16 protein-coding genes are annotated in these 20,217 nt (G+C 69.9%); 4 read left to right on the forward strand and 12 right to left on the reverse strand.

Going from position 1 to position 20,217, the window contains the following annotated elements:
• Window positions 1–2 precede the first annotated feature (2 nt).
• The 6 genes from ACZ7EG_RS06565 to ACZ7EG_RS06590 form a co-directional block, all read right to left on the reverse strand.
• Complete coding sequence (locus ACZ7EG_RS06565) at window positions 3–971, reverse strand: ABC transporter permease (protein ID WP_471073213.1); 969 nt, start codon at window positions 969–971, stop codon at window positions 3–5.
• Window positions 964–1,890 (reverse strand): ABC transporter permease, encoded by a 927-nt coding sequence (locus ACZ7EG_RS06570; RefSeq protein WP_185014064.1) that lies wholly within the window; start codon window positions 1,888–1,890, stop codon window positions 964–966. Before ACZ7EG_RS06570 ends, ACZ7EG_RS06565 begins: the two co-directional genes overlap by 8 nt.
• A 146-nt stretch (window positions 1,891–2,036) precedes the next feature.
• Window positions 2,037–3,677: a peptide ABC transporter substrate-binding protein gene (locus tag ACZ7EG_RS06575; RefSeq protein ID WP_471073216.1), complete on the reverse strand. Its 1,641-nt coding sequence runs from the start codon at window positions 3,675–3,677 to the stop codon at window positions 2,037–2,039.
• Between the two features lie 605 nt (window positions 3,678–4,282).
• Window positions 4,283–6,190, reverse strand: a complete 1,908-nt coding sequence (typA, locus tag ACZ7EG_RS06580; RefSeq protein ID WP_452858862.1) for a translational GTPase TypA — start codon at window positions 6,188–6,190, stop codon at window positions 4,283–4,285.
• Between the two features lie 221 nt (window positions 6,191–6,411).
• Window positions 6,412–7,041 (reverse strand): hypothetical protein, encoded by a 630-nt coding sequence (locus ACZ7EG_RS06585; RefSeq protein WP_471073219.1) that lies wholly within the window; start codon window positions 7,039–7,041, stop codon window positions 6,412–6,414.
• A gap of 113 nt (window positions 7,042–7,154) precedes the next feature.
• Complete coding sequence (locus ACZ7EG_RS06590; RefSeq protein WP_471073222.1) at window positions 7,155–9,332, reverse strand: ABC transporter family substrate-binding protein; 2,178 nt, start codon at window positions 9,330–9,332, stop codon at window positions 7,155–7,157.
• Window positions 9,333–9,620: 288 nt separating this feature from the next.
• Between ACZ7EG_RS06590 and ACZ7EG_RS06595 the strand changes: the two genes are divergently transcribed.
• The 4 genes from ACZ7EG_RS06595 to ACZ7EG_RS06610 are packed head-to-tail and all read left to right on the forward strand — an operon-like array spanning window position 9,621 to window position 13,537.
• A complete protein-coding gene (locus ACZ7EG_RS06595) occupies window positions 9,621–9,911 on the forward strand; it encodes a hypothetical protein (protein WP_062928894.1) in 291 nt (96 codons plus the stop codon).
• Between the two features lie 57 nt (window positions 9,912–9,968).
• Window positions 9,969–10,805, forward strand: a complete 837-nt coding sequence (locus tag ACZ7EG_RS06600; protein WP_471073225.1) for a hypothetical protein — start codon at window positions 9,969–9,971, stop codon at window positions 10,803–10,805.
• An 18-nt stretch (window positions 10,806–10,823) separates the two neighbouring features.
• Window positions 10,824–12,764, forward strand: coding sequence for a fumarate reductase/succinate dehydrogenase flavoprotein subunit (locus tag ACZ7EG_RS06605; RefSeq protein WP_471073228.1), 1,941 nt, complete (start codon window positions 10,824–10,826; stop codon window positions 12,762–12,764).
• On the forward strand, window positions 12,761–13,537 hold the full coding sequence (locus ACZ7EG_RS06610; RefSeq protein ID WP_471073231.1) for a succinate dehydrogenase/fumarate reductase iron-sulfur subunit: 777 nt from the start codon (window positions 12,761–12,763) through the stop codon (window positions 13,535–13,537). The genes ACZ7EG_RS06605 and ACZ7EG_RS06610 overlap by 4 nt, the downstream gene beginning before the upstream one ends.
• Before the next feature lie 3 nt (window positions 13,538–13,540).
• Here the strand turns inward: ACZ7EG_RS06610 and ACZ7EG_RS06615 are convergent, their stop codons facing one another.
• The 6 genes from ACZ7EG_RS06615 to ACZ7EG_RS06640 all read right to left on the reverse strand — a co-directional run bounded on the left by ACZ7EG_RS06615 (window position 13,541) and on the right by ACZ7EG_RS06640 (window position 20,154).
• Complete coding sequence (locus ACZ7EG_RS06615) at window positions 13,541–14,626, reverse strand: glycoside hydrolase family 18 protein (RefSeq protein WP_471073234.1); 1,086 nt, start codon at window positions 14,624–14,626, stop codon at window positions 13,541–13,543.
• 68 nt (window positions 14,627–14,694) lie between these two features.
• Complete coding sequence (locus ACZ7EG_RS06620; RefSeq protein WP_471073237.1) at window positions 14,695–17,331, reverse strand: SpoIIE family protein phosphatase; 2,637 nt, start codon at window positions 17,329–17,331, stop codon at window positions 14,695–14,697.
• A gap of 252 nt (window positions 17,332–17,583) precedes the next feature.
• Entirely contained in the window at window positions 17,584–18,015 is a 432-nt protein-coding gene (locus tag ACZ7EG_RS06625; protein WP_471073240.1) for an ATP-binding protein, read from the reverse strand.
• A 338-nt stretch (window positions 18,016–18,353) separates the two neighbouring features.
• Window positions 18,354–18,803 (reverse strand): (deoxy)nucleoside triphosphate pyrophosphohydrolase, encoded by a 450-nt coding sequence (locus tag ACZ7EG_RS06630; protein ID WP_471073243.1) that lies wholly within the window; start codon window positions 18,801–18,803, stop codon window positions 18,354–18,356.
• A 62-nt stretch (window positions 18,804–18,865) separates the two neighbouring features.
• Window positions 18,866–19,060 carry an SPOR domain-containing protein gene (locus ACZ7EG_RS06635; RefSeq protein WP_033311135.1) on the reverse strand — a complete coding sequence of 65 codons (195 nt, stop codon included), beginning with the start codon at window positions 19,058–19,060 and terminating at the stop codon, window positions 18,866–18,868.
• A gap of 341 nt (window positions 19,061–19,401) precedes the next feature.
• Entirely contained in the window at window positions 19,402–20,154 is a 753-nt protein-coding gene (locus tag ACZ7EG_RS06640; RefSeq protein ID WP_471073247.1) for a GntR family transcriptional regulator, read from the reverse strand.
• Window positions 20,155–20,217: the final 63 nt, after the last annotated feature.

Below are 20,217 nucleotides of genomic sequence, written 5' to 3' on the forward strand. Positions count from 1 at the left end.
CCTCAGCGCAGCTTCGGGTCAAGGGCGTCGCGGACCGCGTCGCCGAGCATGATGAACGCGAAGACCGTGAGGCTGAGCATGCCGGCCGGGAACAGCAGCGTGTGCGGGTTGTCCCGGATCACCTTGCTGCCCTCGGAGATGTCGATGCCCCACGAGATCGTCGGGTCGCTGAGGCCGAGGCCCAGGAAGGACAGCGTAGCCTCCGCGGAGATGTAACCGCCGAGGGCGATCGTGGCCACGACGATGGTCGGCGCGACGGCGTTCGGCATCACGTGGCGGAACAGGATCCGCGTGGTGCCGGCGCCGAGCGCCCGGGCCGCAGTCACGTAGTCCGCCTGCTTCGCCGTGATCACCGAGCTGCGCATGACGCGGGCGATCGAGGTCCAGCCCAGGAAGGCCAGGGCCAGGATGACCACGTACACCTTGCGCTCGGTGAAGGCGTTCAGGACGACCATCGTGCCGAGCAGGAACGGCAGGCCGAAGAAGATGTCGACGACCCGGGAGATCACCGAGTCGATCCAGCCGCCGAAGTAGCCGGCCAGCATGCCGAGCAGACCGCCGAGCAGCGTGACGGCCGCGGTGACGCAGACGCCGACGAGGATCGAGGCACGGGTGCCGTGGATGACGCGCGAGTAGATCGAGCGGCCCTGCTGGTCGTAGCCGAACCAGTCGGGCTGGAAGAAGTGCCCCAGCTCCGGCTTGCCCAGGTAGTGGTGGACGAGGTCGCCGTCGCGCGGGTCGACGCTGGTGAACAGGCCGGGGAACGCGGCGATCACGAGCAGAAGGACCAGCAGCACCGAGGAGATCCAGAACATGGGCCGATGCCGCAGGTCGTACCAGGCGTCGCCCCACAGGGAACGGGGTTTCTCCCTCTTCTGCGTGGTCTCCTTGCCGGGTGCGTCGACGGCCGGCGGGGCGATGGCGTCCACGGCCGCGGCGTCGGTGGTCTGGGCCTTGGTCACGTCAGGCATACCGGATCCTCGGGTCCAGGACCGCGTACAGCAGGTCGATGAGCAGGTTGATCAGGAGGATGACGAGGACGAGCACCGTCACCACACCCGTGACCGTCGAGCCCTCGCTCGTCTGGATCGCCCTGTAGAGGAGGTTGCCGACACCCTGGATGTTGAAGATGCCCTCGGTGATGACCGCGCCGCCGATGAAGCCGCCGACGTCCGTGCCGACGAAGGTGACCACCGGGATCAGCGAGTTGCGCAGCAGGTGGACACCGATGATGCGGCGCCGGGGCAGGCCCTTGGCGAGCGCGGTGCGCATGTAGTCGGCGCGCAGGTTCTCGGCGAAGGTCGTCCGGGTCAGCCGGGCCACATAGGCCATGGACAGCATGGCCAGGACGAACGCGGGCAGGAACAACTGCGAGTAGCTCGTGGAGTCCTGGACGTTGGGCGGCAGCCAGCCGAGTTCGTCGGCGAAGATGAACCGGGCGATGAAGCCGAGCACGAACACGGGGATGGAGATCACCGTCAGGGTGAAGACCAGCACGCCGGTGTCGGCGGCCTTTCCGGCCCGCAGACCGGCCCACGCGCCCAGACCGACACCGATGATGATCTCGATGGTGATGGCGAGCAGCGTCAGCCGCAGGGTCACCGGGAAGGCCTCGGCCATCAGGTCGGCGACCGGGCGTCCGGCGAGGTTGCTGCCGAAGTCTCCCTTGAGGAGATTCAGCATGTAGTGGAAGTACTGCTCGAGGACGGGCTTGTCGAAGCCGTACTCGCGCTTGATCTGCGCGATCTGTGCGGGATCGGGAGCCTTGTCCCCGTAGATGGCCCGGACCGGGTCGCCCGGAAGGATGTGGACCATCAGGAAGATCAACAGAGTTGTCCCGATGAAGATCGGGATCATCTGGAGCAGTCGCCTGGCGGCGTAGCGCCCCATCTTGCGCCTCCATGCCGTGAGGGGTCGGCGAGGCCTGCGCACTCATCTACCGCAGGTGAGGGGGGTGAGGTGGAGGCCTGTGCCTACGGACCGGCGCCGCCGCTCCCCTTGTGCGGGAGGGACGGCACCGGTCTGCGGTGGTCTGGTTACTTCTGCTTGACCTGGATGGTGTCGAAGATCGGGTCACCGTCCTGGCCGTACTCGATCTTGCCCAGGATGTTCTTGGACTGACCGCTGTTGACCTTGTAGAACCAGAGCGGAATCGCCGGCATGTCCTTGGCGAGGAGCTGCTCCGCGTTCTGGTACAGCTTCACGGTCTCGTCGATCGAGCTGGCCTTGTCCGCCTCGGAGCTCAGCTTGTCGAACTCCTTGTTGGAGTAACCGCTGGTGTTGCCGGCCGCCGTGGAGCCGTACAGGTCGCGCATGAAGTTCGAGTTGACCGGGTAGTCGAGCACCCAGCCACCGCGGTACATGGACTTGACCTGGTCCTTGTCACGGGCGTCGAGGTCGGCCTGGAAGGTCGGCTTCGGGTCGCCGGTGCACTCCACGCCGGTGGACTTGCGGATCGAGTTGCAGACCGCGTCGACCCAGGGCTTGTGGTCCTGGTCGGCGTTGTACTGGATCTGGATCTTGTTGCCCGGGACGCCGCCACCCTCCTGGATGAGCTTCTTGGCCTGGGCCGGGTCGAACTTGACGATGTCGCCGAGCGCGCCCTCCTTGTAGCCGAGGACGCCCGGGGCGACGTAGGAGTCGGCCGGGGTACGCGTGCCCTGGAGGACGGTCTTGGTGATCGTCTGGCGGTCGATCGCCATGGACAGACCCTGGATGACCTTGGGGTCGATGTCCTTGAACTGCTTGGTGTAGAAGGCCGGGACGATCGACTGGACGGCCGAGTAGGGCTCGTCGATGGCGCGGTCGCCGAGGTCCGACTTGTAGTTCGTCAGCGCGGTGGTCGGGACCTGCTCGATCCAGTCCACGTTGTCCGAGCGCAGGTCCGAGTACGCGGCGTCGGCGGTCGTGTAGTTCTTGAAGTCGATGCCGCCGTTCTTGGCGACGTTCGGGCCCTTGTAGCCCGCGAACTTGCGGACCTTGATGAGCTTGTTGTGCTCCCAGGACACGAACTTGTACGGGCCGTTGCCGACCGGCTTCTCGCCGTAGCCCTTCGGGTCCTTGAAGAAGGCCTCGGGCAGCGGCGCCCACACGTCGTAGCCCAGCTTGTACGCGAAGTACGAGACCGGCTGCGTCAGCTTGATCGTGAAGGTGTTTTCGTCGACGACCTTCAGACCCGACATCTTGTCGCTCTTCGGGTCACCCTTCTCCGGGTGCACGTCCTCGAAGCCGACGATGTCCGCGAACCAGCTGGAGTTGGTCTGGTTGTTCTTGATGTTGGCGGACCAGTTCCAGGAGTCCACGTAGGACTTCGCGGTGACCGGGGTGCCGTCGTGGAACTTCCAGCCCGGCTTGAGCTTGACGGTCCACTCCGACGAGTCCTTGTTCGGCGTGACCGACTCGGCGTTGACGTACTCGAGCTTGCCGGTGCCGGGCTCGTAGTCGACCAGACCCGCGAAGATCGTGCGCAGGACACGGCTGCCCTGGCTCTCCTTGGCGTTGGCCGGCTGGAGCGGGTTCTGCGGTTCGCTCAGCTGCGCAGTGACGATGCCGTTCGGGTCGGCCTTCCCCTTGTTCATGTCGTCGCCGGCACTGTCGTCGCCGCCGCCGCAGGCGGTGGCGGCCAGGGCGACGACTATCGCCCCCGCGACCCACTTGGCGCTCTTGGCACCGCGCATGGGTTCCTCCTATGAAGTCATTGGTTCACCGCGAAGGGAGCACACGACACATCACGGCCCCCGCCCGTCGCCGGTGCCGGAATTCGTCGAGTGCCCCCGCGCTCGTGAGTCGCGCCGCTGCCGGCTACTGACCCGTACATCCGAGCTCTACGCGCCTAACTATCTGCCAAACGCCAGGACCGAACCACACTCTCGAGGTCTCGGTTCGATCACAGCTCTCGCCTACATCTTCCAAAATCCGGACAAAGGGTTTGGTGAAAGATCCCTGCGAAACGGACTTGTTACACATCTATCGGTGTCGGCTGTCCGCATTCCGGACGCGAGAGTGAGATAAACCGCTTGCGACGTACCGTGGGTCCCGTGCAGGGTGCCAGCGGAGTCTGTCGCGCGCTCAAGAAGCTTGTGCGGCAAGGCCGTTGCGCGTTCCCCGGGGTCGGGGAGGCGTGGCGCTTCCGGAGCAGGGTAGTGGGAGAAAACCGCCCCTGACGGCTGTCACCGGCAAATCGAGGGTTTTCCCTACCCCTTCCCTTCTCGTTCCCCCTCCTTTACACAACGGCACCGGGCACCCCGCTCATGCGGGGTGCCCGGTGCCGTGGTGAAGGGCGTCAGCCGTGCTTGGCGCGGCTCGCGGCGCGGGCGCGCTCGCGGGCGTCCAGGTTCACCTTGCGGATGCGCACGGCCTCCGGGGTGACCTCGACGCACTCGTCGTCACGGCAGAACTCCAGGGACTGCTCCAGCGACAGCTTGCGCGGCGGGACGATCGCCTCGAACGAGTCGGCCGAGGAGGACCGCATGTTCGTGAGCTTCTTCTCCTTGGTGATGTTCACGTCCATGTCGTCGGAGCGCGAGTTCTCGCCGACGATCATGCCCTCGTACACCTCGGTGCCGGGGTCCACGAAGAGCACGCCGCGCTCCTGAAGGTTCGTCATCGCGAAGGCGGTGACGGCACCGGAGCGGTCGGCGACCAGCGAGCCGTTGTTGCGGGTCTGCAGGGTGCCGAACCAGGGCTCGAAGCCCTCGTGGATGGAGTGGCCGATGCCGGTGCCGCGGGTCTGCGTCAGGAACTCGGTCCGGAAGCCGATGAGACCGCGGGACGGCACCACGAACTCCATGCGGACCCAGCCGGAGCCGTGGTTCGACATGTTGTCCATGCGGCCCTTGCGGACGCCCATGAGCTGCGTGACCGCGCCCATGTGCTCCTCGGGCACGTCGATCGTCATGCGCTCGACGGGCTCGTACGTCTTGCCGTCGACCTCCTTGGTGACGACCTGCGGCTTGCCGATGGTCAGCTCGAAGCCCTCGCGGCGCATCTGCTCGACCAGGATGGCCAGCGCCAGCTCACCGCGGCCCTGGACCTCCCAGGCGTCCGGCCGCTCGGTGTCCAGCACCCGGAGGCTGACGTTACCGATCAGCTCGCGGTCGAGGCGGTCCTTGACCTGGCGGGCGGTGACCTTGCGGTCCTTGACGGCCGCCTTGTTGTCGGCGCCCTTGCCGGTGGCGCCACGGCCGACCAGCGGGGAGGTGTTGGTACCGATGACCATGGAGATCGCGGGCTCGTCGACCGTGATCAGCGGCAGCGCCACCGGGTTCTCCGGGTCGGCCAGGGTCTCGCCGATCATGATGTCCGGGATACCGGCGACCGCGCAGATGTCACCGGGGCCGGCCATCTCCGCCGGCTTGCGGGTGAGCGCCTCGGTCATCATCAGCTCGGAGATGCGCACGTTGCTGACGGACCCGTCGCGCTTCATCCACGCGACCGTCTGGCCCTTGCGCAGCTCGCCCTGCTCGACGCGGAGCAGCGCGATACGGCCGAGGAAGTTGTCGGCGTCCAGGTTGGTGACGTGGGCCTGGAGCGGGGCGTCCTCGTCGTAGGTCGGGGCCGGGATGTGCTCCAGGATCGTGGAGAAGAACGGCTCCAGGCTGGTGGAGTCGGCGGGGACCGTGCCGTTGTCCGGCTTGGTCAGCGAGGCGATGCCGTCGCGGCCGCAGGCGTAGACGATCGGGAACTCGATCTGCTCCTCGTCGGCGTCCAGGTCGAGGAAGAGGTCGTACGTCTCGTTGACGACCTCGTCGATCCGGGAGTCCGGGCGGTCCGTCTTGTTGATGCAGAGGATGACGGGCAGCCGCTGCTGGAGCGCCTTGCGCAGCACGAAGCGGGTCTGCGGGAGGGGGCCCTCGGAGGCGTCCACGAGCAGGACGACACCGTCGACCATCGACAGACCGCGCTCGACCTCGCCGCCGAAGTCGGCGTGACCGGGGGTGTCGATGATGTTGATGGTGATGACGTCCCCCCCGTCCTTCGGGTGGTACTTCACCGCCGTGTTCTTGGCCAGGATCGTGATGCCCTTCTCACGCTCCAGGTCGTTCGAGTCCATCATGCGGTCGTCGACGCCCTCGAGCTGGTGCGCGGCGAAGGCGCCGGCCTGCTTCAGCATGCCGTCGACGATGGTGGTCTTGCCGTGGTCGACGTGGGCGACGATGGCGACGTTGCGGATGTCGTGGCGCGTGGCCATAAAAGGCGTACTCCCGGAGTGGTGAGGAATGCCCTGCGCGGACGTCTGCGGTGCGCGGGCCCTGCCGGGCTGAACGTGCCACGGCCTCACCCCATGGTACGGGTGCGCTGCCGCTGGGACGTGCCGGGAGGCATATACGCAGGTGGCGAGGGTTCCACGGCCTCCTCCAAGGCACGCGGCGGCCCGAGCGGGCCGCCGTCGCCGCTCGGGGACGGCTCGGCTCAGTCCGCTGCCCTCGCGGCCGGGGAGTCCGCCGGGCACAGTTCACCGGCCGCCGCACGGCCGGCCACGCCTTCGGGGGGCTCCTCGGAACAGGGCATGAAGCCGCTGCCAGTGCCCTCCCAGGTCAGCACCTGTCCCTTGACGGGATCGCCGTGTCCGCAGGTGTAGGTGTAGTCGGCCGTGACCAGCCTGACGTAGCCCCAGGAGTAGTACTCGCCCTTGAGGTCGCCGGTCGCCACATCGAAGTAGTGGTCCTCCTCCGGGACTTCTCTCTCGGACGGGCCGGCGAGCGGTTCCTCGACCTTCAGGTGCCTGCCCAGGGCCGTGATCACGGCGGCCGCGCCCAGGCCCCGGGGAGCGCCGGTCACCGAGGGCCGGTAGACCCTGTCATCCACGGGCTCGAGCTTGGCCGAGTAGGAGGCGGTCCGCTTCTCGAAGGTGATCGGGTCGCTCATCGCGGTCAGCTTCTGCGTCCGCCGCACGCCGGACCAGGCATAGGAGCCGTCCGTGCAGGCCGCGCCCTGGTCGGTGCTGCGCTCGTCCGAGTCCCCCGTGCAAGCCGTCAGCCCCGTCGCCAGGGCCGCGGCGATCACTCCCGCTGTGCAGGAGCGCCGTACCGTGCCGCGCATCGTCGGCTTCCCTCCCCCGTGCACGGACGCCCGGCGTCCGCACCATGATCACTGCTGATCTCATGGTGCGGACGCCGGGCGCGGCATGGCAAGGCGCTTGAGCGTTCCCAGAGCTACGGGGCGGTCGAGCCCTTCACCGACGGGCCCGCCGCGGGCTTCGCGCCCTTCTTCAGGAAGCCCATGTCCTCGTAGACCGGCGTGCCGAAGCCGAAGGCGCCGGTGTTGACCAGGTTCTTGCGGGCCGCCAGGAGCTGGGGGCGCTGGAAGAGGGGGATCGAACCGGCCGCCGCCCAGATCCGGGAGTCGGCCTTGCGGAGCAGCGAGCGGGACTCGCTCTCGTCGAGGGTGGCCACGGCCTCGTCGAAGAGCTGGTCGACCTGGTCGGTGCCGACGCGGGTGTAGTTCTGCTCGACGTTCAGCGAGCCGTCGGCGGCCGGGACGGGCTTGGCGTAGACGGGGCGGGCGTCGGTGGCGGGGAACGCCGTGGCGGGCCAGGAGTACAGGGCGAGGTCGTACTGGCCGGAGGCGATGTGGTCCTTGAAGTAGGACTCGTCGGAGACCTTGGAGATCTCGGTGGTGATGCCGACGCGCTCCAGCATGCGGGAGATGCGGTCCGCGACCGTGCGCAGGGTCTGGGAGCCGGGCCCGGAGGGGAGCACGAAGCGGAGCGTGAGGGGCTTGCCGTTCTTGGCGAGCGGGGCGGACTCCTGGTTCGCCGGGGCGGCGGTGCCGCGGGGGGCGTAGGCGCCGGGGGCACCGCCCTGGTGCGGCTTGTACTGCTTGCCGTCCTGGGCGAGGTGTTCGGCCGGGTCCGGTCCGCGGTGTGCCTTGTTGTCCTCGGCCCCGGTGCCGTCGTCGTCCGACGCCTTCCGGGAGTCGGCGTCGGCCTTCTCGCCCTCGGAGCCGGCCGCCTTCTCCTTCTTCTTCTCCTCCTTGACCGGACCGCCGCGCACCCACCCGGCGTCGGCGAGCAGCGCCTGGGCCTCCTTGGTGTCCTGGCCGCCGAGGGCGCCGCTGTTGTCGGCGTAGGCGGCCTGGCCGGACAGGGCGAGGTGGCTGCCGACCGGGACGGCGGGCAGGCCGAGGGGCTTGAGGACGACCCGGGCCAGCTCCTTGCGGTCCAGGGCGCGGGCGACGGCCCTGCGGACGCGCTCGTCGGTGAGCGGGCCCTCGGCGCCGTTCAGGGCGAGCTGGGTGTAGGCGGGCTCCAGGGACTTGCGGACCTCGAAACCGCTGAGGGCCTGCTGCTGCCGGGCGTACTTCACGGCCGCCTTGCGCAGCTTCTTGCGGGCGACGATCTCCTCGTCGGCGACGTCCTCGTCGGAGCCGTTGGCGCGGGCCCAGGACTCCAGGGAGTCCGCGGCGGTCCGGTCGGCGCCGGGACCCATCAGTGCGCTGGCGGAGCTCTGCGGGCGAGCGGCGACGGTGATGCGGCGGGCCGCCGTGGGGTCGATCTCGGCCAGGTCGAGGTTGCCGGCGGCCAGCTCGGCGGCCCGCTTGTCGCGCGGGACGGTGCGCAGCACGATCTCGGAGAGCTTGGCCGGCTTGCCCCACCAGCGCGGGCTGCGGGCAAGGGTGACCTCCTCGCCCTTGCGGTCGACCTTCTTCACCGTGAAGGGTCCGGCGGAGATCTTGAGCTTCTTGCGGGCCCCGTCGTTGAAGGAGTCGGGGGTGCCCATGACGTCCTTCGGGTACAGCGGGGAGAACAGCGAGCGCCAGTCCGCGTAGGGGCGGCCGAAGGTGACCCGGACCTCCAGGGCGTTGTCGCCGCGCTCGATCTTCTGGATGCGGTCGTAGCCGGCGTTGCGGGCGGTCCAGTAGGCGGTGTTCCTGCCGGACAGGGCGCGCCACTGGGCGGCGAAGTCCGCGGCGCCGATCTCGCGGCCGTCGCTCCAGACGGCCTGCTGGTTGAGCTTGTACAGGACGACCTGCTTGGGCTCGGTGTCGACGACCTCGGCGGACTCCAGATAGGCGGGGTTGCGCTCCGGGCGGCCGGAGGCGTCCATGCGGAACATCGACGGCAGGACGGCCTGGGCGACGCGGGCGGTGGTGGCGTCGGCGTCCGACTGGAAGGTGTTCAGCGTGTCGGGTACGGAGTCGACGGCCCAGCGCAGGGTGCCTCCGTCGGTGATCCGGTCGCGGGGGGCGGGCTGGATGTCCTGCCCGGCGAGCGGCTTGCCGGACGGGTCGTCGGAGCTGCATCCGGCGAGCGCGGGCACCGCGAGCACTCCCGCGGTGAGGAAGGCGACCGAGCGCATGACCGCGCGCGGGCCGACGCCGTGCTGGGACATCTGTGCTACCTCCGGGAAGCCGCGGGCGTTATGATCACTTTTGGCGGTATTTGGATTTCATCTGATGTATGCGGCCACTGAAGAGGAAAGGGTTCGGCAACACAGGGCGACACGGCGGTCACGGACGGGAAGCCACCCGTGCGGCGCAACGCACCGCGCAGTGCACCCGCACGCCTCGGCCAATCGATGCACATCCCTTCACAGCACAAGGTGTGACGCGCAACACTCGCAGGCGCATGAGCGTTGCCGCCTTGGGCCATGAAGGACCCGCGGAAGTGAGGGCAAGTCATGTCCGTTCACGACGAACTGACGTCAGTCCAGCGCAGTCTCGACGAAGTGTTCCGATCGCTGGGACGTCTGGAGAAGCAGCTCGGCACCGGCGGCCTGGAGATGCGCCGTGTCCGTGCCGACGCCAACCACCTGCGTGAGAGCGTCGCCCTGCTGCGCGACGCCGCCGCGTCACCGGCCGCGCCGACCCGCCCCGAGCTGGTCACCATCTCGGACACGCCGTACGACTCCGCGCTGTGGAGCGACTCGGACGACGAGGGGCTCGGCGCCCGGGACCGGCGCGCTCCCTGATCCGGGGAGGAGTCGAGCGCGACCGGCACCTCCCCCGAACCCGACCGGAGTCGTCACGTGGCCACTGGTACGCAACCCCCTGCCACCGAACCCAGACCTGAGAGCGGCGGTGTCCGGGGCGCTGCGCGCGCCGCGATCACCGCCCCGCACCTGCGCACCGACCGCTGGTGGCTGGCCCCGGCCGGCACCGCCGCGGGCCTGCTCGCCTTCATCGTCTACTCGACCTGGCGGGCCTTCGCGAACACCGACTACTACGCGGCGCCCTACGTCTCGCCCTTCTACTCCCCGTGCCTGGCGGAGAACTGCGAGCCGATGAGGTCCGGCCCGAACTGGGAGATCTTCGGGAGCTGGTGGGGCATCTCCCCCGCGATCATCATCCTGATCTTCCCGCTCGGCTTCCGCCTGACCTGCTACTACTACCGCAAGGCCTACTACCGGGGATTCTGGGCGTCCCCGCCGGCCTGCGCGGTCGCCGAGCCGCACAAGAAGTACACCGGCGAGACCCGCTTCCCGCTGATCCTGCAGAACATCCACCGGTACTTCTTCTACGCCGCGATCGTGGTCGCCGGGATCCTGACCTACGACACCGTGCTCGCCTTCCGCGACGAGAGCTACGCCTGGGGCCACATGGGTCTCGGCACGCTCGTGTTCCTGGTCAACATCGTGCTGATCTGGGCGTACACGATCTCCTGCCACTCCTGTCGGCACATCGTCGGCGGCAAGCTCAAGCACTTCTCCAGACATCCCGTGCGCTACCGGATGTGGCAGTGGGCGGGGAAGCTCAACGCCCGGCACATGCAGCTCGCCTGGGCGTCGCTGGTGAGCGTGGCGCTCGCCGACTTCTACGTCTACCTGGTCGCGTCGGGCGCCTTCGACGATCCGCGCTTCTTCTAGAGGGATGAGGCCTTACTGATGTCCGTGGTCGACCGGCAGGAGTGGGACGTCGTCGTGGTGGGCGCGGGCGGTGCCGGGCTGCGCGCCGCCATCGAGGCCCGCGAGCGGGGCGCCCGTACGGCCGTGATCTGCAAGTCGCTGTTCGGCAAGGCGCACACGGTGATGGCCGAGGGCGGCATCGCCGCGGCGATGGCCAACGCCAACGAGAACGACTCCTGGCAGGTGCACTTCCGCGACACCATGCGCGGCGGCAAGTTCCTCAACCAGTGGCGGATGGCCGAGCTGCACGCCCAGGAGGCACCGCAGCGGGTGTGGGAGCTGGAGACCTGGGGCGCGCTCTTCGACCGTACGAAGGACGGCCGGATCTCCCAGCGCAACTTCGGCGGCCACGAGTACCCGCGCCTCGCCCACGTCGGTGACCGCACCGGCCTGGAGCTGATCCGCACCCTCCAGCAGAAGATCGTCTCCCTCCAGCAGGAGGACTACAAGGAGACCGGCGACTACGAGTCCCGGCTGAAGGTCTTCCAGGAGTGCACGGTGACGCGGGTCCTGAAGGACGGACAGCGGGTCAGCGGAGTCTTCGGCTACGAGCGTGAGTCCGGCCGTTTCTTCGTGCTCGAAGCCCCGGCCGTGGTGATCGCCACCGGCGGCATCGGCAAGTCCTTCAAGGTGACGTCGAACTCCTGGGAGTACACCGGCGACGGCCACGCACTGGCCCTCCTCGCGGGCGCTCCCCTGCTGAACATGGAGTTCGTGCAGTTCCACCCGACCGGCATGGTCTGGCCGCCGTCGGTGAAGGGCATCCTCGTCACCGAGTCCGTGCGCGGCGACGGCGGGGTGCTGCGCAACTCCGACGGCAAGCGGTTCATGTTCGACTACATCCCCGACGTCTTCAAGGACAAGTACGCCGAGACGGAGGAGGAGGGCGACCGCTGGTACGACGACCCGGACCACAACCGGCGCCCGCCCGAGCTGCTCCCCCGTGACGAGGTCGCGCGGGCCATCAACGCCGAGGTGAAGGAGGGGCGCGGCTCCCCGCACGGAGGCGTGTTCCTCGACGTGTCGACGCGGATGCCCGCCGAGGTCATCAGGCGCCGGCTGCCGTCGATGTACCACCAGTTCAAGGAGCTGGCGGACGTCGACATCACGGCGGAGGCGATGGAGGTCGGGCCCACCTGCCACTACGTGATGGGCGGGGTCGCGGTCGAGTCCGACACGGCGGCGGCGCGCGGGGTGCCCGGGCTGTACGCGGCCGGTGAGGTGGCCGGCGGCATGCACGGGTCCAACCGGCTCGGCGGCAACTCCCTTTCCGACCTGCTGGTGTTCGGCCGCCGGGCGGGCTGGCACGCGGCCGAGTACGCGGCCGGTCTGGCCGGGGCGCGGCCCGTCGTGGACGACGTCCAGATCGACGCGGCCGCAGCCGAGGCCCTGCGGCCCTTCTCGGCCGAGGCGGAGACCGAGGAACCGGCGGGCGGCCCGCCGGAGAACCCGTACACCCTGCACCAGGAGCTCCAGCAGACGATGAACGACCTGGTCGGCATCATCCGCCGTGAGCCGGAGATGGAGCAGGCCCTTCGGAAGCTGGCCGAGCTGCGGCTGCGGGCGCGCCGGGCCGGGGTCGAGGGCCACCGGCAGTTCAACCCGGGCTGGCACCTCGCCCTGGACCTCAGGAACATGCTGCTGGTCAGCGAGTGCGTGGCGCGGGCCGCGCTGGAGCGCACCGAGTCGCGCGGCGGACACACACGCGAGGACCATCCGGGGATGGACCGCGCATGGCGCCGGATCAACCTGCTGTGCGCGCTCACCGACCCGACGGGCGGCCTGGCGGCGACGGACCCGGTCCGCGGCCAGATCACCCTCACCCGCGAGACCACCGAACCCGTCCGTGCCGACCTGCTCGCCCTGTTCGACAAGGAGGAGCTGGTCAAGTACCTCGCCGAAGAGGAGCTGTACGAATGAGCGGCTACACGGCCCACTTCAAGGTGTGGCGCGGGGACACGGGAGGCGGCGGCCTGGAGGACTTCGAGGCCGAGGTCAACGACGGCGAGGTGGTGCTCGACATCATCCACCGCCTCCAGGCCACCCAGGCACCCGACCTCGCCGTGCGCTGGAACTGCAAGGCGGGCAAGTGCGGTTCCTGCTCGGCGGAGATCAACGGCCGGCCGCGGCTGATGTGCATGACCCGCATGTCGGTGTTCGGCCGGGAGGAGATCATCACGGTGACGCCGCTGCGGGCGTTCCCGGTCGTCCGCGACCTGGTCACCGACGTCGGCTTCAACTACGAGAAGGCGAGGGAGGTGCCGGCCTTCGTCCCGCCGGCCGGTGTCGCACCGGGCGAGTACCGCATGATGCAGGAGGACGTGGACCGTCCACAGGAGTTCCGCAAGTGCATCGAGTGCTTCCTGTGCCAGGACACCTGCCATGTGGTCCGCGACCACGAGGAGAACAAGCAGGCGTTCGCCGGGCCGCGTTTCCTGATGCGGGTGGCGGAGCTGGACATGCACCCGCTGGACGCGGCGGCGGAGTCGGGCCTGGACCGCAAGACCACCGCCCAGGACGAACACGGCCTCGGCTACTGCAACATCACCAAGTGCTGCACGGAGGTCTGCCCGGAAGGCATCAAGATCACGGACAACGCGCTGATCCCCCTGAAGGAGCGGGCGGTCGACCGCAAGTACGACCCGCTGGTGTGGCTGGGCTCGAAGATCAGGAGACGCTCCTCGGCAGGCTGAGCCCTAGCCGGCCCAGCCCTCTTCGTAGGCACGCCAGTCCGCCTCGGTCGCGGCGAAGTCGATGTACAGCGCGACACCGAAGCGGGCCCGGTCCGCGTCCGTGCGGGACAGGCCGAGGCGGACGCCGCGTACGGCGGCGGGGACGGTTTCGGCGTGGTTCCAGTGCCCGAAGCGGTTCTCGTGGAAGAAGGGCAGCCCCATCAGCAGGTCCGTGGACGGCGGAGTGACCTCCAGCGCGAGGGAGGTCTGCTGGGCGACGTAACCTCCGTAGGTGCTCTGCAGGGGCTGCATCGTGTCGTACGACATCACGGCGATCTGGTCGACGCGGCGGGCGACCTGGCCGAAGAACTCCTGCGACCACCACTTGGGGTGCCCGGTGATGCCGCCCCAGACGGTGTGGAAGGCCGGGAGCGGGTCGATCTGGTGGGCGGCGACGGACAGTTGCGCGTCCCGGGAGCGGGTCTCGCGGCGCAGGGCGTCGAGGAGGGTGAGGTAGTCGCGGTCGCCGGAGTGCATGGGCTCCAGGTCCAGGTGGATGCCCTCGTAGCCGGTGTCCAGGACCTGGCGGGCGGAGCGGACGACTGCGGTGCGGGTTTCCGGCTGCTCCAGGCGCATGCCGTCGGGGCTCTCGGTGGCGAGGACATCGCCGAGGAAGGCCTGGACCCGGACGCCGGGCAGCTTCTCGTGGACGGCGTCGATGAACCAGCGGGCCCTGGGATACACGGACTCGGGGAGCGTGCCGTCGTGTTCCAGCGGGCCCGAGTGGACGTACAGGTCGCGGATGCCGGTGCCTTGCAGACGACGGGCGAGGGCGGTGACGTCGGCGTCCTTCTTGCGGCCGTCGACCCAGGCGTGGCCCAGCCAGAGGGCGTCGCGGTCGCGGGTGCGGGTGCCGTCGGCCGGGTCGCCCATGTAGCTGATCCGGAGGGCTGTCAGTACGGAGAGGAGCGGGAGCAGGAGCAGCAGGGGGAGGCCGATGGCCGTGCGTCTGACCCAGCGCCGGCGCCTGGTACCGCTGTCCCGGCCGGGTTCCAGATCCCCTTGGGGTGGTGCGGAGTTCTCGCTGTCGGCGCCTTCCGCGCGGCCCATGCCGTCTCCCCCGGTGGTGTGGTTGATGGTACCGGGGAAGACGATCAGCACCTTTGTTCGGTTGCGGGTCAGAACAGGCTCAGGAGGGCCTCCGCCGGATCCGTGAGGCTCGTGTCGCCGCCGGGCAGGGGCAGTTCGAACCACACCGTCTTGCCCCGAGGCGTGCGGCGGGAGCCCCACGCCGCGCTCAGGAGCCCGACGAGCTGGAGGCCGCGGCCGCCCTCGTCGGTGTCGCGGGCCCGGCGGCGCCGGGGCTGGACCAGGCCGGAGTCCCAGACCTCGCACACCAGGGTGCGGTCGAGCAGGAGGCGCAGGCGGATCTCGCCCTCGCCATAGCGCAGGGCGTTGGTGACCAGTTCGCTGACCAGGAGTTCCGTGGTGTCGACCAGGGGCTCCATGTCCCAGGCCAGCAGCTGGGCGCGCGCGTACTCGCGGGCCCGGCCCACGCTGCGCGGCTCGCGCGGCAGGGTCCAGTCACCGACGGAGTCCGTGGGCAGCCCCTGTACACGTGCCATCAGCAGCGCGATGTCGTCCTCGCCGTGATGGGTGTCGAGGGTGTTGAGGACGTGGTCGCAGACGTCCTCCAGCGGCTGGGACGGGTCGGAGAGGGCGCTGACGAAGGCCTGGAGGCCCTCGTCCAGGGGGTGGTCGCGGCTTTCGACCAGTCCATCCGTGTAGAGCGCGAGCAGGGCGCCTTCGGGCAGTTCGACCTCGACCTCCTCGAAGGGCTCCCCGCCGACACCGAGCGGCATGCCCGGCGGCACGTCGAGCATCAGGGCCGCCTCACCCGGCTCGACCAGCACCGGCGGCAGATGGCCCGCGTTGGCGAAGGTACAGCGCCGGGTGACGGAGTCGTAGACGGCGTAGACGCAGGTGGCGAGGTACACCTCCGACAGGTCCGCCTCGCGGGGCCGGCGGGCCGCCCGCGTCGCCTGCTGCACACCGCCGGGGGCTCCGAGGTTGCGGGCGATCTCGTCCAGCTGGGAGAGCACCTCGGCCGGTTCGATGTCGAGCTGGGCCAGGGTGCGGACCGCCGTGCGGAGTTCACCCATGGCGACGGCGGCGCGCAGACCGCGGCCCATGACGTCGCCGACGACCAGCGCGGTGCGGTGCCCGGGCAGTTCGATGACGTCGAACCAGTCGCCGCCGACCTCGCTGGGCCGGCCGGTGTTGACGTTGCCGGGCAGATAGCGACAGGCGATGTCGAGGCCGGAGGCCTCCGGGTCGCCGGGCGGAAGCAGGGACCGCTGCAGTATCAACGCGCGTTCGTGCTCGCGGCGGTAGAGGCGGGCGTTGTCGATGCAGACCGCGGCACGGGCGGCGAGTTCGACGGCCAGGTCCCGGTCACGGTCGCCGAACGGCTCGCTGCCCTTGGTGCGGGCGAACTGCACCAGTCCCACGACGGTGTCGTGGGCGACCATCGGCACGGCGAGCGTGGACTGCACGAGCCCGCCGTCCTCGCCCGGGACGGTCTGGGGCCGGGCGGTGCGCAGGGCGTCCGCGCAGGGCGAGTTGAACGGGTAGTGGTGGACGGCGCCGACCGCGACGGGCACGCCGGCGCCCGCGAAGGGCGCGTCGGAGACGGCGCTGGCGAAGGCCACCCGGCGCAGCTCGGCGCTGCCGTCGGCGAGCCCGGGCGGCGTCTCGTCACCGGCCAGCAGGCCCTGGTAGAGGTCGACGGTGGCCAGGTCGCAGAAGCCGGGGACGACGACGTCGAGGAGCTGCCGGGCCGTGGTCTCCAGGTCGAGGGAGTTGCCGATGCGGGCACCGGCCTCGTTCAGCAGGGCGAGGTTGCGCCGGGCCGCGGCGGCCTCGCGGGCGGCGGCGCGACGGGCGGTGATGTCGGTGCCGAGCCAGGCGACGCCGATGGGGCGGCCCGAACCGCTGTGCACGCGGTAGAGGTTGACGGACCAGTGGCGGCGCTCGTCGGAGCCCGGGACGAAGCCGGTGACATGCATGTCCGTGATGGAGTTGCCGGTCTCCAGCACACGGCGCAGGGTCGCGGCCACCCGCTCGGCCTCGCCGCGCTGGAGGTAGTCGTGGACGCCCTTGCCGCGGTGGTCGTCGGGCGTGCCGCCGAAGATGGACGCGAACCGCTGGTTGGCGCGGCGGACCCGCAAGTCGGCGTCGATCAGCAGGAAACCGAACGGGGATTGACTGAAAATGGCCTGCGAGGCGGCGAGGTCGGTCTCGATGCTGCGCAAGGTGCGCACGTCGACGACGATGCAGACGGCGGCCTTCTCGCCCTCCTCGGTGCGCGTCGGCATGACGTACACCTCGGCGAGTCCCTCGTGGCCGCATTCCCCCTCGGCGCCGCTCGGCATCCGGAAGGGCACCACGCCGGTCCACTCGCGGCCGTCGAGGATCTCGGCCATCTTGCGCATGCCGCGTTCACGGTGGCGCGGGTCGATGAACGCCTCGATGGGGTCCATGCCCACGGCGCGGTCGGCACGGATGCCGAACAGGTGCTCGGCGCGCAGGCTCCACTGGTCGACGAGCCCGTCGGGGCCGATGGAGAAGGACGCGACCTTGATGTAGTCGTAGATGGATCCGGGGGGACTGCTCTGCCACATGGCGTCCCCGGGCCGCACACCGTCGGCGGCGAGCGCGCCTCCCACCGCGGAGGCCAGGCCGTCGGCAGCCCTTGCCCTCGCGCCCTCCGACGGGTCCTCGGACTCCGTGGCCTTCGCTGGTATCTCGCTCACGCGAACCGTCCCCTCCAGCTCACCGCGTCCGGCACCGGTCACCGGGGGCGGCTGCCCGCAGTATCCAGCACTACGGTGCCGCACAACACGGTGTTCACGATCACAGCACGGTCCCGATGGTTTTCGGTCCGGACCGTGACAACACTTCCAGTCTTCTAACCAGGGGACACGCCGTCGAACCCCGTCCACCGGCAACCGCCACTGGCCTGAACCAATCGCTCTACAGCGGCAGGCCGCACGTACACCGGATATTCACTCCGGCACCGCGAGTTCGAACCACACCGTCTTGCCCGTGGCGCCGGGCCGGGTACCCCAGCGACGTGAGGAGGAGGCCACCAGATGCAGTCCGCGGCCGCTCTCGTCCTCGAGTCGGGCGGTGCGCTCACGGGGCGGGTCCGGCAGCGGGTCGGAGACCTCGACCAGGAGGGCGCCGTCCAGGCTCGAGCCGCGCACCAGGCGGACCCCGATGGGGCCCGTGGCGTGCCGCAGGGCGTTGGTGACCAACTCGCTGACCAGCAGTGCCGCGAGGTCCGCGAGGCTGTCGAGGCCCCAGTCGCGGAGTTGGCAGCGCACGGCATGGCGAGCGTCGCGCACGGCGCCCGGTTCGGCGGGGAACGTCCAGTCGGCGCAGCCGTCCTCGGTGTCGATCACGCCGATCACTTCCCAGGCAGGATCCCCACCCATGTCCGGTTTCATGGGGTTAATGGGCACATACCCGATATCCGGGGCGGAGTATCGCGCGGGGCGGCGCACTGTGGCACGAAAGGCGTAGAGGGCGCTGGTGCGGCGGCGAGATGAGGGGCGCACGCCCCGGGTCGGCTTCAGGCGCCGGGCTCTTCCGGTTCAGGCACCGGGCTCTTCCGGTTCAGGCTCCGGGCTGGTTCAGGCTCCGGGCTGGTTCAGGCTCCGGGCTCTTCCGTTCAGGCGCCGGGCTCTTCCCGCCGGCCGGGGCCGCGAGAGGCCGGGCTCTGCGCGACTCCCAGGTGCGCGAGAGCTTGCTGTACGGCCGGGACGTCCTGGTCTCAGGCGCCGGGCTCTTCCGGCCGGCCGGGGCCGCGAGAGGCCGGGCTCTGCGCGACTCCCAGGTGCGCGAGAGCTTGCTGTACGGCCGGGACGTCCTGGTCGAGCCAGGGCACGTCCCAGATCTCGTCGGGGCCGAGCCAGCGCAGTTCGTCGTGGTCCTGAAGGGGCCGGGGAGCGGCTGAGCCGGGGCGCAGCCGGGCGGTCCACACGTGCAGGACGTAGGGCGCCCTCAGGGGCCACTCTCCCGGAACGCGCTCGCTGACCTCGGCGTCGACGCCGAGTTCCTCGCGCAGCTCCCGCGCGAGCGCCGCGTCGGCCGTCTCCCCGGGCTCGACCTTGCCACCAGGCAGCTCCCAGCGTCCGGCCAGCTCGACGGGCGCGCTGCGCCGGGCGGCAAGCAGCCGCCCGTCCTCGACCAGCGCCGCCCCCACGACGATCCGCTCACTCATGCGGGGAGCCTACGGGAGCCCCGCCGATCTCCGGGACCCTCCCCGGGGCGCCCCCGTGACGGTCAGTCGTGCGCCACGGCCGGGCCGTTCTGGCCGAGCCGCTCGACCCAGTACAGCTGCTTGTGGCCGCGACCGTCGAGGCTGTCCGCGATCTTCTGGGCCTCGGCCCGGGTCGCGTACCGGCCCACTCGGTAGCGGTTGCCGTTGTCGTCCTCTCGTATCACGAGCCAGGGGAGAGTGACCGTGCTGTCGTTCATCGCGCCCCTCCACTTCCCGCCCGCGGCCTGTGCCGTGCCCCACCCGCCAAGGAAACCGCAATGCGCATATGCCCGAGCCTACGCCTAACCTTCACGGAGCGAATACGGGTTTTCACGAAGAGGTACGCAACCGGCCAGGACGCAGGGGGCGCACGCCGCTGAACGCGCCGCCCGCGTGCCTCTGCGCAACCAGGCGCAGGCATACCGCATACACGGGCGTCGACCTGCGTGAACGACGGTCGGCCACGGGCCGCGCGGCGCCCCGGCCCAGGTCGGTCCTTACGGCAATCGGGTGAGCGGGGCGCGCGAGGAGCGCGCCACGGGGCGGATGGGAGCGTGCGCTACTTGACCGGAAGGTGGTAGGCGACCCGGTACCGATCGGCCGGAATGACCACGTCGGCCGTCTCCACCGGACGTCCGGAGGCGTAGAAGGTGCGCTGGATGACCAGGACCACATGCCCCGGGACGCCGCCCAGGACGAGCAGTTCCTCGGCGAGGCCGGGCCGGGCGCCGACCTCCTCCGTGACGTTGTCCACGACCACGTCGATGGCGCGCATGCGCTCGACGACGCCCATGCCGCCGACCGGCCCCTCCTCCGGCAGCATCACGGGCGTACGCCCCGTGACGGTGAGGGGCTCCCAGGACGTGGAGAGCATCATCGCCTCGCCACCCTCGCGGTAGAGGTACCGCGTGCACATGACCCGCTCGCCCGGCTCGACGCCCAGCCGCTCGGCGACCGCGACACTCGCCTCGGACTGCTCGCTGCTGGACTCCCAGGTGCCGCGCCCCTCGCCGTCGGCCTGCTCCTGGCGGAACGGCGTGGCCCCGCCGGACGGGCGGTAGCCGGAGCGGGAGATGCGCCGGGGCACGGGCCGCTCGCGCACGTAGGTCCCCGAGCCGGAACGGCCCTCGACCAGGCCCTCCGCCATGAGCACCTTGCGGGCCTCCAGCGCGACCGTGTCCGAGACCCCGTACTCCTGGCGGATTCTGGCCTGGGAGGGGAGGCGGGTGTGCGGTGGCAGCTGACCGTCGACGATCTTCTTGCGGAGATCACCCGCGACGCGCAGGTACGCCGGCTGCTCACCGAATGTCACTGGCCGCTCCCATCAGGTTGTACAGACAGCAACAGCGTGGCAACCGTAGGTTGTGCGGTGCAA

Source organism: Streptomyces sp. NPDC037100 (genome assembly GCF_055606225.1).